The sequence below is a fragment of the Kitasatospora sp. NPDC058478 genome, from assembly GCF_042720345.1.
GTDB lineage: Bacteria > Actinomycetota > Actinomycetes > Streptomycetales > Streptomycetaceae > Kitasatospora.
Genome location: NZ_JBHXML010000016.1, coordinates 27,425 through 40,691, shown reverse-complemented (window position 1 = coordinate 40,691; position 13,267 = coordinate 27,425). Strand labels below are relative to the sequence as shown.

The window sequence follows — 13,267 nt, the reverse complement described above, 5'->3', positions numbered from 1 at the left end:
CGACACCGGAGACCCCGATGGCACCGGAAACCCTGACGGCCCCGGCGCTGGGGGTGTCCCAGGTCCGCCGGTACTACCAGCTCGTCGACGCCGGGGACGTGCCCGCGCTGGTCGCCCTGTTCACCCCGGACGCCCGCTACCACCGCCCCGGCTACCAACCCATGGTCGGGCACGCCGAACTGGAACGCTTCTACCGCGACCAGCGGGTGATCCGCGCCGGCGTGCACACCCTGGCCACCGTGGTCACGACCGACGACGAGGTGGCGGTGCACGGCCTGTTCCGCGGCGTGCTGCACGACGGCGGTGAGGTCGAGCTGCGGTTCGCGGACTTCTTCCGGATGACGCCGCAGGGCCGCATCGCCGCGCGGGACACCTTCTTCCACGTGCCGGCGGTCTGAGGCGGTGGACGCACCCGGTGACACCGCGCACCACGTGCTGCGCGTCGGCCACCGCGACGGTTACCGCGACGGCGATGGCCACGGCGACGGCCCACGCGGTCGCGCGTTCAACCCCGACGGGGACACTTCAGTACAGGAAAGCGGGAAGCAGTTGACCAAGACGGTCCTCACCTCCGACATCCCGGCGTTCGTCGGCAGCGGACGGCCACCGTTCGACGCACGGGCCATCCACGAGCTGGTCGCCGAACAGGCGGAGCGGGCCCCGCACGCGCCCGCCGTCACCTGCGACGGGCGGACCCTGACCTACCGGCAGCTCAACGACCGCGCCAACCGGCTCGCCGGGCGGCTGCGAGCGGCCGGACTGGGGCAGGAGGACGTCGTGGGCGTGCTGGTGCCGCGATCGCCTGAGCTGATCGTGGCCCTGCTCGCCGTCCTCATCGCGGGCGGGGCGTACCTCGGACTCGAACCGGACGACCCGGCCGGCCGCCACGCGCTGCTGCTCAAGGACGCCGGCGCGGGCATGGTGATCGTCGGAGAGGCCCTGGGGGAGCAGCTGCCCGACACCGTCGTCACGGTGACGGTCACGGTGACGGACGGCGGCCCGGCGCAGGAGCCGGCCACCGGGCCGGCGGCTGCGGCCCGCCCCGGCGACCCGGACCGGCTCGCCTACGTCAGCTACACCTCGGGCTCCACCGGCGAGCCCAAGGGTGTCGGCGTGCCCCACCGGGCGATCGACCGGCTCGTCCGGGGCGCGGACTGGGTGGACGTCCGCGCCGAGGACGTCTTCTTCCACCTCGCGCCGGTCGCGTTCGACGCGTCCACGTTCGAGATCTGGGCCCCCCTCGTCAACGGCTGCCGACTGGTCCTCTTCCCCCCGGTCGCCCTCACGCTGGAGCACGTGGCGCGCGTCGTCCGCGCCGAGCGTGTGACGGTCCTGCTGCTGACCACCGGGCTCTTCCACCAGATGGTGAGCTCCCACCTGGAGGCGTTCGCCGACGTGCGGCACGTCCTCACCGGGGGCGACGTGGCCTCGCCGGGCCACGTCCAGCACCTGCTGGCCCGCTACCCGGAGCTGCTCTTCACCAACGGCTACGGGCCGACCGAGAACACCACGTACACGACCTGCTGGACCAGCAGCACCCTCCCGGAGCTGCGCAGCGTGCCGATCGGCCGCCCGATCAGCGGCACCAGGGTCGCCGTGCTCGACGACGACCTCAGGCCGGTGTCCGTCGGCGAGTGCGGCGAACTCTACGTGGCCGGGGCGGGCCTGGCCCGCGGCTACCTGGGCCGCCCGGCCGCAACGGCCGAACGGTTCCTGCCCGACCCGTTCGGGACCGAGCCGGGGGCCCGGATGTACCGGACCGGCGACCTCGTGCGATGGCTGCCCGACGGCACGCTGGAGTTCGTCGGTCGCGCGGACGACCAGGTCAAGGTCCAGGGCTACCGCGCCGAACCGCGCGCCGTCGAGGTCGAGCTGGAACGGCTCGCCGAGGTGCGGCACGCGGTCGTGCTGCCGCAGGCCGATCCGGCGGGCGGCACCCGGCTCCTGGCCTACGTCGTGCCCGCGCAGCCCGATCCGGCGGGCAACGCCGACCTCGGTCGGCGGCTGCGCCACGAACTGCGGGACAGGCTGCCGGGCTACCTGATCCCCTGGGCGATCCTCGTCCGTCCCGAACTGCCGGTGAACCGCAACGGCAAGATCGACCGCCGCGCCCTGCCCACCGCCACCCGGGTACCGCGCAACGTGGCCAACGAGTTCGTCCCGCCCGTCACCGAGGTGCAGATACGGCTGACCGAGTTGTGGGGCGACATCCTCGGCATCGAACCGGTCGGCGTCGACGACGACTTCTTCGACCTCGGCGGGCACTCCCTGCTGGCCACCGACCTCCTGGTCGCCACCCAGCGCGAGTTCGACGTGGACCTCCCCGCGCAGATCCTGTACCTGTCGCCGACCGTCGCCGAGCTGGCGACGGCCCTCACCGCCCGGATGCGGACGGCGGACCCGGACGGCTTGACGGCGGGTGGCCCGGCCGACGGCGCACGGCAGGAGCAGCCCCGATGACGGCGGTTCCCCCGACCCCGCGATGCCCGGTCCTCGCCCCGCAGCCGGTCGACCTGATCGACCCCGACCTCTACCACTCGGGCGGGGCGCACGAGGTGTGGCGACGGCTGCGCCGCCACGCCCCGGTGAGCTGGCAGCCGGTCGGCGACATCGGCTACTGGTCGGTCGTCGGCTACGCCGAGGCCAACCGGGTGCTCCGCGACCACGACACGTTCACCTCCGAACAGGGCACCCTGCTCAACCTCCTCGGCCAGGGCGACCCCGCCGGCGGCCGGCAGATGGCCGTCACCGACCCGCCCCGGCACGCGCACCTGCGCGGCCCGCTGCAGCAGGCGCTGTCGATCAAGACGGTGGAGAACGACCGGGAGGCCATCCGCCGGGTCATCGTCGAGCTGCTCCGGCCGTTGGCCGACGGCGGCCCGTTCGACTTCGCCGCCGCCATGGCCACCCTGCCGATGGCGGTGATCGGCACCATGATGGCGCTGCCGGAACAGGACTGGCCGAGGCTGGTCCGGCTCGCCCACGCCTGCATCGCCGCGGACGACCCCGAGTTCCAGCTCGCCGCCGGACCGCAGGCCACCCTCGTGACCGCCCACCGCGAACTGTTCGCCTACTTCCAGGACGTCGTCACCGCGCGTCGCCGCGCACCGGGTGACGACCTGATCAGCGTGCTGCTCACGATGGAACTGGACGGACGCCGGCTGTCGCCGGGCGAGATCGTGTCCAACTGCTACAGCCTGCTGCTCGGTGCGACCGTCACCACCGCCCAGCCACCGGTCGCGGCGATGGTCGAACTGGCCGGGACGCCGGTCCTTGACGACTGGGCGGCACACCCGGAGCTGCTCGGCAGCGGCGTGGAGGAGGCACTGCGATGGGCCTCGCCCACCCAGCACTTCATGCGCCACGCCACCCGCGACGTCGAGGTCCGGGGCGTGCCGATCCCCGCGGGGGACGCGGTCGTCGTGTGGCTGGGGTCGGCCAACCGCGACGAGACCGTGTTCGCCGACCCGGACACCTTCGACATCCGGCGGCGACCCAACAAGCACATCGCGTTCGGCGTCGGCGCGCACTACTGCATCGGACACACCGTCGCCCGGGTGGCCCTGCGGATCCTGTTCGCCGAACTGCTCGGCCGGTTCACCGGCTTCGAACTCGCCGGGGCACCTCGCCGCATGCGCTCGAACATCATCGCGGGCTTCACCCACCTGCCGATCACCGCGCGGACCCGCTAGCAGCCGGCACCAGCACCCCGCAGCCGAGCCCTAGAAGAAGCCCCCACCCCTCCCGGAAGGTCATCAGTGAACGCTCCGCCGGCCCGTACCCGCAACAAGTGGTTCCTGCGCGAGCCGTCGCCGGTGGCACCGGCACGGCTGTTCTGCCTGCCCTACTCCGGCTGCGGAGCGAGCATGTACCGCCAGTGGCCGTCATCGGTCAACGGCGTCGAGGTCTGCCCCGTGCAGCTGCCCGGCCGGGAGAACCGGATGCGCGAGCCCGCCCACACCACCTACGAGGCGCTGGCCGACGACCTCTGCGAGGCGCTGCGCCCCTACCTGGACCGTCCCTACGCGCTGTTCGGGCACTGCGGCTCCGCGTTGGCGGCGTACGAGACCGCCGTACGGCTGGTCGAGAGGGGCTGCCCCGCCCCGACCCGGGTGTTCGTCTCCGCCGAGGTCGCGCCGCAGGACGGCCCTTACGGCCGCTTCCTCGGCATGGACGACGACGAGCTGGCCGGCGAACTGCGCCAGCTCGTCGCGGAACTGGGCGGCACCCTGGAACCGAGCCTGCTCGCGCTCTACCTCGGCGTCCTGCGGAAGGACGTCGACATGAACAAGCGCTACCACGTGGCCGAGCCGGTCCGGCTGCCGTCCCCGATCACCGCCATCGGCTGGACGGAGGACACGGGCATCGAGCCGTCACTGATGACCGGCTGGTCGGCCTGCGGCGAAACGACCTTCGAACTCCTGGAGGGAGGCCACTACCGCTTCATCGAGGCGCCGACGGACCTCCTGGCGCTCCTGGTCGCGGACCTGACGCCCACCCGGCCCGGCACCCCCTGAAACCTGCACCTTCTGACCCCTGACCCCTCTGACACCTGCGCCCGGACGAGCCGGCCGGCAGCACCGATCCGCCGCTTCGGGCGCTGCCACGGCCAGGCGCAGGAGGGGAGCGCGCAGGGCCTGGCGGGGGGAACTTCACTGATCGCACCTCAACTCATTTCCGCATACCGCCCGCATCGCGGGGCGCGGACAGGCTAGGGTCGGCGCGTTGACAGCGGATAGGCGAAGCGTCAACGACGGCCGGGACGACCCCGCCCGCGCCCCTCGGTGACTGTCTGCGCCCCTCGGTGCCTCCGACGCGCCCTTGCGCGCTACCTGCCGGTAAGTGTTAATGCGCCGTAAATTTGACTGGCCGTCACATTTCCCGGCCCTCCCGGCTCGGCCCGCCTTCGTCGAAAGGTGCTGCCATGCGGCGTATCTCCTCGTGGACGCGAATACTCCGTTTCGGGCTCAGCGGCTGCCTCCTGGCGGCCGCCTCCGGCTCCGGCATGTGCCCAGCGGTCGCCGGACCGGGCGGTCCGCAGCCGCACGGCGGGCGGTCTCAGGACGGGTGGTCGCAAGGCGGGCCGTCGCAAGGCGGGCCGTCGCCGGAGCAGAGGGTCGAAGCGCTCCTCGGCCAGCTGACCACCGACGAGAAGGCGACGCTGCTGCAGGGGGTCGCCGCACCGAACGGGGTGTACGCGGTCGGCTACGTCCGGGGCGTGCCGCGGCTGGGCATCCCGCCGCTGCTGCTGTCCGACGGCCCGGCCGGCGTACGGGACGGGCAACCGGCGACGGCGCTGCCGGCACCGGTGTCGCTGGCCGCCGCCTTCGACCCGGGGCTCGCCACCACCTTCGGCGCGGTGCTGGGCCGGGAGGCCCGGGCGCGCGGCTACCAGGTGCTGTACGCGCCGATGGTGAACCTCGTGCGCGTGCCGCAGGGCGGGCGGAACTTCGAGACGCTGGGCGAGGACCCGTTCCTCGCCGGGCGGGTCGCGGCGGCGGAGGTCCGCGGCATCCAGGCGCAGGGGGTCGCGGCGCAGGTGAAGCACTTCGCGGCGAACAACCAGGAGAACAACCGGCAGTCGTACAGCTCCGAGGTGGACGAGCGGACGCTGGCCGAGATCGAGCTGCCCGCCTTCCGGGCGGCCGTCCGGGACGGCCGGGCCTGGTCGGCGATGTGCGGCTACAACCCGGTCAACAGCATCTGGGCGTGCGAGAACTTCCCGCTGCTGCGGGATGTGCTGAAGGGCCGCTGGGGGTTCGACGGGGTGGTCGGCTCCGACTACCCGGCCACCCACTCCTCGGTGAACGCCGCGGCGGGCGGGCTGGACCAGGAGTTCGGTGGTACGTCGTACTTCGCCGACCTGACGGCCGCCGTGGCCGACGGGCGGCTCGCCCCGGCCGTCCTGGACGACCAGGTGCGGCGGGTGCTCCGGCTGATGGTCCGGACCGGGGCGCTGGACGGCGGCCAGCCGCCCGCCGCCGACCCCGCCGCCGGCGCGCGCGACGCCCGGGCGGCGGCTGCCGCCGGGACGGTGCTGCTGCGCAACCAGGGGGCGGTGCTGCCGCTGGACGCCGCCCACCTGTCGTCCGTCGCGGTGATCGGCCCGTGGGCCGACCACGCCTACACCGGCGGCTACGGCTCCTCGCACGTCGCCCCCTACCCCGACCAGGTCGTGACGCCGCGCCAGGGCATCGCCGCCCGGGCCGGTGCGGGCGTCTCGGTGCGCTACCACCCGGGCGACGACGCGGCCGCGGCCGCCTCGGTGGCCGCCGGGGCGGACGTCGCGGTGGTGGTGGTCGGCGACGAGGAGACCGAGGGCGCGGACCGCGGCTCGCTGGACCTCGCCCCGGCGGACGACGCGCTGATCCGCGCCGTCGCCCGGGCCAACCCGCGGACGGTGGTGGTGCTCAACACCGGCGGGCCGGTCACCATGCCGTGGCTGGACGCGGTGCCGGCGGTGGTCGAGGCCTGGTACCCGGGCGAGCAGAGCGGCGCCGCGCTCGCCGACGTGCTGTTCGGCGACGTCGACCCGGCGGGGCGGCTGCCCGTCACCTTCCCGACCTCGGCGGCGGCCACGCCGATCCGGGACGCCTCCCAGTACCCCGGCACGGACGGCGCCTACCACTACACCGAGCAGCTCGCGGTCGGGTACCGCTGGTACGACGCGACCGCCACCGCCCCGCTGTTCCCCTTCGGCCACGGCCTCTCGTACACCACCTTCGGCTACAGCAACCTCACCGTGACCGGCCCGGACGCCGCCGGCCGGGTGCGGGTCGGCTTCGACCTCGCCAACCAGGGGGCCCGGACCGGCACCGAGGTGCCGCAGCTGTATGTCTCCTTCCCGTCCGCGGCCGGCGAGCCGCCGCAGCAGCTCAAGGCCTTCGACAAGGTCACGTTGGCGCCCGGCCGTTCGACGCACGTGGAACTGCCGCTGGACCGCTCCTCCTTCGCGCTCTGGGATCCCGGCGTGCACGGCTGGCAGGTGCCCGGCGGGCGGTACGGCCTGATGGTCGGCTCCTCCTCGCGCGCGCCGAAGCTGCAGGGCACGGTGGACGTCCCTGCCTCGCCGGCCGTCTCCACCTGGTCCGGGCGGATCACCGGCGCCGACGGGTCCTGTCTGGACGCGGCCGCCGCCGCCGCGGACGGCAACGAGGCGGTACGGCTGGCCGGCTGCGCGGGCACGGCGGCCCAGGACGCCGCGGTCGGCTCGGACGGCACCGTCCGTGCCCTCGACGGCTGCCTGACCCCGGCGGGCCCGGACGACGGCGCCGCCGTCCGGCTGCGGGACTGCACCGCAGGCGCCGACCAGGTGTGGCGCCCGGGCCCGGACTCCTCGCTCCTCCACCCGGAATCCGGCCGCTGCCTCGCGGCCGCCGGCGGCCGGCTGCTGCTGCGGACCTGCTCGGGGGGGCGCCGAGCAGAGCTGGGCCACCCCCCGCCCGAGCGGCCGGGTGACCGGCATCGCCGGGCAGTGCGTGGACCTCATCCGCGCCGACACGGCCAACGGCACCGCCGTCCAGCTCTACCGCTGCAACTCCACCGGCGCCCAGGACTGGACCGTCGGGCAGGACGGCTCCCTGCGGGCCCTCGGCAAGTGCCTGGACGTCACCAACGGCTGGACCGCCGCCGGGACACCCGCCCAGCTCTACGACTGCAACGGCACCGGCGCCCAGCGCTGGCAGCCACGCCCGGACGGCACCCTCCTCAACCCGGCCTCCGGCCGCTGCCTCGACGCCCGCGACGGCAGCGGCGCCGACTGGACCAGGCTGCAGATCTGGGACTGCCACGGCGGCCCCAACCAGCGCTGGACCCTCCCGTCCTGACACCTGCCGTCGGCGCAGGCGCCCGCCGCCCGCCGCCGTCCGATGGCCGCGGCGGCGGGGCTGCGTCAGTCGTTTGCTTCCAGAGCCGGGAGGTAGGCGCCGGCCTGGCCGGCGGCGGTCGGGTGGAAGGACTGTCCGATCGGCCAGTTCAGGGCGTGCAGCCAGGGAGCGGGGTCGCAGAGTTGGTGGCCGGCGAACCGGCTGGTCACATCCGCGTAGGCGAAGTTCGGGTACTTGGCGGCCTCGCTCTGGATGACGCTGTTCAGGACGTCGGCGCCGTCGTTGAGGGCAGAACGCCTGGCCGGGCTGATCCCCGGGCAGAGGGGGGCGCCGGAGTCGTAGAAGCGGGGGTAGCCGAGGATCACCACGTGGGCGTTGGCGGCGCGGGAGCGGATGGCGCCGTAGACGGTGTCGAGTTCGCCGGGGAGTTGGGTGCGGGCGGTGTTCTCTGCGGAGGAGACGGCGCTGAGGCAGGCGGCGTCGCTGCCGAGCAAGCAGGAGGCCAGTACGTCGCGCAGGCCGACGTCGTTGCCGCCGATGGTCATGCTGACCAAGGTGGTGCCGGAAGTGAGCGGGGCGAGTTGGTTGTTCACGACGTCGGTGGTGGTGGCGCCGCCGCAGGCCTGGAAGTCGAAGGTGGCCGGTGAGGTGGACTGGGCGTAGAGGTACGGGTACGCGTTGGTGCTCTGGTTGCAGCTGTTGAGGTACGTGCTGGATGATCCGCCGCCCGCGGAGTAGGAGTCGCCGAGGGCCACGTAGTTGACGGTGGCGGCGTGGGCGGTGCCGGTGGTGGCGGCGAGTGCGGTGGTCGTCAGGGTGAGGAGCGCGGCCGCGAGGGCTGCGGGGCGGGTTCGGCTCATCGGTTGCCTCCTTGGTGGGACGGCTGGTGTGTCAGTGGGGCTGTTCGGCGTTGCGGCGCGGTGCCCGGGACGCGGTCAGGAGTGCTGACCGAGGAAGTCGGCGAGCTCCTTGTCGTACTGGGCGGGGTCGGCGTTCCAGGAGCCGGTGTGGCCGGCCCCGGGGACGGTGACGAGTCGGACCTTGTCCGGCCAGTCGCGGGCGAATCGGGCGCTGCTGGCGTACGGGACGAGTGTGTCGGCGGTGCCGTGGAAGAGCAGCACGGGCTGTCCGGGGCCGCCGTTGCGCCGGTTCGCCGCCAGGGTGTCGACCTGGTCGAGGTCCACTCCGGCTTGGATCTGGATGAAGGGGGCCGTGAGGTCGGCGATGGGGAACGGGAATCCGAGGCCGGTGGCGATCGTGTCGATGGCCGCCCGGTAGTCGAGTGCGGGTGAGTCGAGGACGACTGAGCGGACCGCGCTGGTGTCCTGGGCGCGCTGCAGGTAGTTCTCGACGATTGCGCCGCCCATGGAGAACCCGTAGAGCACCACACCGGAGGCTCCGTGGGCGCGGGCGTAGCGGACGGCTGCGTCGAGGTCGCGCCATTCCGTGTTGCCGAGTTGTCGGTTGCCGTTGGAGTCGCGGGGTGCTCCGGGGTCGTTGCGGTAGGTGATGTCGAGGATCGGGTAGCCGAGGTCGTGCAGTTCGGGCATCGTCCGCAGGCCCGCGCTGCGGCCGGCGCCGAGCCCGTGGACCTGGATGACCCAGGTGCTGCGCGAGCCCGGGAGGTACCAGGCGGGCATCGGGCCCAGGTCGCCGGGGTAGCTGACGTCCTGGTGGTCCAGCCCCACCGCTCGGCGCGGGTCCGAGTTCCACACGGTGACGATGATCTTCGCCTTGGCGCCGACGGCGGGTGGGGTGGTGGCCTGGAGTTCGCGGGTGACGGTCTTGCTGTCCGAGGCGAGGATGCGGCCGAGTTCTCCCGAGCGCCGCTGCGCGGATCCGCTGTCCTGCCAGACCAGGCCGTAGGTGCCGGCGTAGCGGCTCTCGTCGGTGGCGGGAAGGGTCACCGTCGCGGTCCCCACGGCGATGACGCGGGTGTTCAGCGGGGTGTCGTCGGTGGGGTGCAGCAACTTGCCGGTCAGTAGCCACAGCGCGCCGGACGCCGCCGTGAGAGTGAGGACGAGCAGGCCCGTGACGGCGATGACGATGCGTCGGCGCAGGCGGGTACGGCGGCTGGACGGTGGTGTCGTGGGGTGGCTGGACGGTGGTGTCGTGGGGTCGGTCATCGCCGGGGTCGGCTCCTGGTTCATGGCTGCTTCAGCGTGGTGGGGCCGGAGGCCAGGGTGAGGGCGAGTCCGGTCGGTGTGACGGTGAGTGAGACGGGCCTGAGGGACAGGGGGTAGTCGGCTTGTTGTTTCCGCGCGGTGAGCTTGGTGTTGATCTGGTCGAGCTGGGGACCGGTGATCGTTCGGCCGAGGAACTGCAGGCTGGTGGCGGTGATGGTGACCCGGTCGCCGGCCAGGGCGGGCTTCAGCGTCAACTGGCCCATGCCACCCGGGCCCAGGGCGAGCAGGAGGGTGCCGGTGGCGGGGTCGGTCCGGGTGCTGCTGACGGGAACGCCCTGGCCCGAGTCGCGGATCGTTTCCGCCAGGGAGTCGGCGGGGATCGTGACGGTGGCCCGGACGTCGGACGCCGTCGCGGGCTCGGCCAAGTGGAGGTCGTCGAGCGTGATGCGGACCGAGGCGCCCGTGAGTGGGCCGAGGTGGGCGTTGTCCGCGCCGAGCGTGACGTGATCCAGGTGCCGGTCGAGGACCGTGAGCAGCGCCGGGCCGGCGCCGGTGTCGACCGTCACGCGGGTGGCGAGCGCCTTTCCCATGCGGTCGGCGATCCGGCTCTCCAGGACGTGCCGGGTGACGGCCTCGCCGCCCCCGGCGAGGGCCAGCACGACGGCCACGGGCAGGACGACGGCGCGGGTGATCCGGCCTCGCCGGGTGGTCGGGCGGCGGAGGCGGCCCAGCCGCGTGGTGGCGGTTCGGGCCGGCTCGGGACGGGTGGTCATCATTGTCCTGCTGTCGTCGTCGGGGCGTCGGAGGGGGGCGGGCGGCCCGGTGCGGTCCCGGCGGCGTCCTGTGGTCGGCCGTTGTCCTGGGGACGGGGCGCGACCGGTGTGCGTGAGCAGCACGACGACCGCGACGATCAGGAGGGCCGCAACACAGACGCCGAGCAGCGCGAGGGATCTGGAGCCCGTGAGCACGACTGCTCTCCCTTGTCCTGACCCCGCGGGTCGGCGAGGTCGGAAGCATCCTGTCGCCGTTGTGCAAGGCGAAGGTTCGGCCTGTGTTCGGGCCGTGTAAGGATCGCCGTCGGTCCGCCGGACGGTGACGGTCCGCGGGTTAGCATCGGTGCAGTTCGAAGCCGTGGCACGCGCGACTGGCCAAGCAGCCGCGAGATGGGTGCCGCGGCGCAGGGAGACTGCGGTGACACCGGACAGATGACACAGAGCAAGGGCCTTGTACTGGTGGTGGAGGACGAGCGCCACATCGCCGACCTCCAGCGCCTGTACCTCACCCGCGAGGGCTTCGGCGTCCACACCGAGGCCGACGGCACCGCCGGGTTGGCTGCCGTGGCACGGCTGCGGCCGGTGGCGATCGTTCTCGACATCGGGCTGCCCGGGCTGGACGGCACGGACTTCTGCCGCCGGCTGCGCGCCGCCGACGACTGGACGCCCGTCATCCTGGTCACCGCCCGGGACGAGGAGGCCGACCGGATCCTCGGCCTGGAGATCGGCGCCGACGACTACCTCACCAAACCGTTCTCGCCCCGCGAGCTGGTCGCCCGCGTCAAGGCTGTGCTGCGCCGCACCGCCGGCCCACCGGTCTCGGCCGTCCTGGGCACCAGCCGACTGCGCCTGGACCCCGGCCGCCGCACGGTGCTCTGCGACGGTGAACCGCTGGAGCTGACCACCACCGAGTTCAACCTGCTCGCCCACCTGCTGGCCCGGCCCGGTCAGGTCTTCAGCCGCGAGCAGCTCCGCGCCCAGGTCTGGGGGCAGGCCGACTACGGCGACAGCCGGGTCGTCGACGTCTACGTCTCGCAGCTGCGCGCCAAGCTCGGCGACGCCAGCCCGATCCGCACCGTGCGGGGGATCGGCTACAGCGCCCAGGAGCCGGACCGGTGAGGCGCCTGCGCGCGGGCTCACTCACCGGCAGCCTGGTCCTGCTCGCCACCGTGGTGGCAGCCACCGCCGTGCTACTGGCGGGGGTCGCGGCCTGGCAGACCGCCTTCTCCAACGCCGAGTCCCAGTACCGGGAGCGCCTGTCCCGGCAGGCCACCGTGCTCAGCCTCGCTCCCAACCTGTCCGTGCTGCTCCTCGACCAGACCCAGCGGCTGACCGGGGCCACCGGCGTCCTGGTCGCCGTCGTCGCTCCCGACGGACACGTGGACGGCCCCGCGGCGAAGGCCGTCGCCCCGGCCGACCGGGACGCGCTGCTCGCCGGACGGACGCTCTCCGCCACGGCCTCGCTCGGCGACCAGCGCGTACTCGTCCAGGGACACCCGGCAAGCAACGGCGGCGCTGTCGTGCTGACCCAGCCGTTCACCGAGGTCGATGCGGCGGCCAGCCGGATGCGCGGCAGCCTGACGCTCCCCCTGGTCGCGGGCCTGGTCGGAGCCGCCCTCGCCGGAGCCCTGCTGGCCCGCCGCATCGCCCGCCCCCTGGTCGCGGCGGCCGGTGTCGCCCACCGACTCGCCGCAGGTGAACGCGGCCTGCGCTGCGAGGCCGACGGCCCCACCGAGGCCCGTGACGTCGCCCAGGCCCTGAACGCACTGGGCGCCGCCCTCGAACGCAGCGAACAGCGCCAGCGCGACTTCCTGACCTCGATCTCCCACGAGATCCGTACCCCCCTCACCGCACTCCAGGGCTACGCCGAGGCCCTCACCGACAGGGTCGTCGAACCCGGGCAGCAGGCCCAGGTCGGCCAGATCCTCCTGACCGAGACCAAACGCCTGGACCGCTTCGTCTCCGACCTGCTCGAACTCGCACGCCTGGACGCCGACGACTTCCCCATCACCCGCGAACCCACCGACCTCACCGCCCTCGTCCGTGAGACCGCGCAAGCCTGGGACCAGAGGGTCCGACAGAGCGAACTCCACCTGCGGGTGGAAACGGCCGGGGAACCCGTGATCACGGTCACCGACGGATTCCGGGTCCGCCAGCTGCTCGACGGCCTGATCGGCAACGCCGTGCGGATCTCGCCGCCCGGCGCCCCCGTGGTGCTGGCCCTGCGCCGAACGGACAGCGGCGACACCGAGCTACAGGTCCGCGACGGCGGCCCCGGCCTGACCGACGAAGACATCCGGGTTGCCTTCGAACCCGGCGCCCTGCACTCCCGCTATGCGGGCACCCGCCCCGGCGGCACCGGCCTCGGCCTGGCCATCACCCGTCGCCTCACCGACCGGCTCGGCGCCACCATCACCGTCCACGGCCACGGCCCCGAGGGCGGCGCCTGCTTCACCGTCGCCCTCGGCACCATCCCGCTCGACGCGTAGCCGCCCGCGCAGCACCCCGGACCAGAGCCGCGTCCGAACCGCCTGCCCCGAGC

Annotated in this window: 10 protein-coding genes and 1 pseudogene; 8 read left to right on the top strand and 3 right to left on the bottom strand. The window is 73.5% G+C overall.

Going from position 1 to position 13,267, the window contains the following annotated elements; genetic code table 11:
• Positions 1 to 17 precede the first annotated feature (17 nt).
• From ACFWPT_RS11390 to ACFWPT_RS11365, 6 genes and pseudogenes are all read left to right on the top strand, one after another.
• Positions 18 to 398 (top strand): nuclear transport factor 2 family protein, encoded by a 381-nt coding sequence (locus ACFWPT_RS11390; protein WP_063352271.1) that lies wholly within the window; start codon positions 18 to 20, stop codon positions 396 to 398.
• A 151-nt stretch (positions 399 to 549) separates the two neighbouring features.
• On the top strand, positions 550 to 2,460 hold the full coding sequence (locus ACFWPT_RS11385) for an amino acid adenylation domain-containing protein (RefSeq protein ID WP_380481294.1): 1,911 nt from the start codon (positions 550 to 552) through the stop codon (positions 2,458 to 2,460).
• On the top strand, positions 2,457 to 3,692 hold the full coding sequence (locus ACFWPT_RS11380; protein WP_380481291.1) for a cytochrome P450: 1,236 nt from the start codon (positions 2,457 to 2,459) through the stop codon (positions 3,690 to 3,692). Before ACFWPT_RS11385 ends, ACFWPT_RS11380 begins: the two co-directional genes overlap by 4 nt.
• A gap of 66 nt (positions 3,693 to 3,758) precedes the next feature.
• Positions 3,759 to 4,517, top strand: coding sequence for a thioesterase II family protein (locus tag ACFWPT_RS11375; RefSeq protein WP_380481289.1), 759 nt, complete (start codon positions 3,759 to 3,761; stop codon positions 4,515 to 4,517).
• A gap of 407 nt (positions 4,518 to 4,924) precedes the next feature.
• Positions 4,925 to 7,351, top strand: a pseudogene (locus ACFWPT_RS11370) (glycoside hydrolase family 3 C-terminal domain-containing protein); the annotation flags it as partial.
• A 103-nt stretch (positions 7,352 to 7,454) separates the two neighbouring features.
• A complete protein-coding gene (locus ACFWPT_RS11365; RefSeq protein ID WP_380481286.1) occupies positions 7,455 to 7,826 on the top strand; it encodes a ricin-type beta-trefoil lectin domain protein in 372 nt (123 codons plus the stop codon).
• Between the two features lie 65 nt (positions 7,827 to 7,891).
• Here ACFWPT_RS11365 and ACFWPT_RS11360 read toward each other — a convergent pair whose 3' ends face one another.
• The 3 genes from ACFWPT_RS11360 to ACFWPT_RS11350 form a co-directional block, all read right to left on the bottom strand.
• The gene (locus ACFWPT_RS11360) at positions 7,892 to 8,686 is read right to left on the bottom strand and encodes an SGNH/GDSL hydrolase family protein (protein WP_380368533.1); all 795 of its coding nucleotides are present in this window, start codon (positions 8,684 to 8,686) and stop codon (positions 7,892 to 7,894) included.
• Between the two features lie 75 nt (positions 8,687 to 8,761).
• A complete protein-coding gene (locus ACFWPT_RS11355) occupies positions 8,762 to 9,952 on the bottom strand; it encodes an alpha/beta hydrolase (protein ID WP_380481283.1) in 1,191 nt (396 codons plus the stop codon).
• Positions 9,953 to 9,972: 20 nt separating this feature from the next.
• Positions 9,973 to 10,725, bottom strand: a complete 753-nt coding sequence (locus tag ACFWPT_RS11350; protein ID WP_380481281.1) for a DUF2993 domain-containing protein — start codon at positions 10,723 to 10,725, stop codon at positions 9,973 to 9,975.
• A 432-nt stretch (positions 10,726 to 11,157) separates the two neighbouring features.
• Between ACFWPT_RS11350 and ACFWPT_RS11345 the strand changes: the two genes are divergently transcribed.
• Together ACFWPT_RS11345 and ACFWPT_RS11340 are read left to right on the top strand one after the other, a co-directional pair.
• Positions 11,158 to 11,844, top strand: a complete 687-nt coding sequence (locus ACFWPT_RS11345) for a response regulator transcription factor (RefSeq protein WP_380368524.1) — start codon at positions 11,158 to 11,160, stop codon at positions 11,842 to 11,844.
• Positions 11,841 to 13,214, top strand: coding sequence for a histidine kinase dimerization/phospho-acceptor domain-containing protein (locus ACFWPT_RS11340; RefSeq protein ID WP_380368522.1), 1,374 nt, complete (start codon positions 11,841 to 11,843; stop codon positions 13,212 to 13,214). The genes ACFWPT_RS11345 and ACFWPT_RS11340 overlap by 4 nt, the downstream gene beginning before the upstream one ends.
• The last annotated feature ends 53 nt before the right edge of the window (positions 13,215 to 13,267 follow it).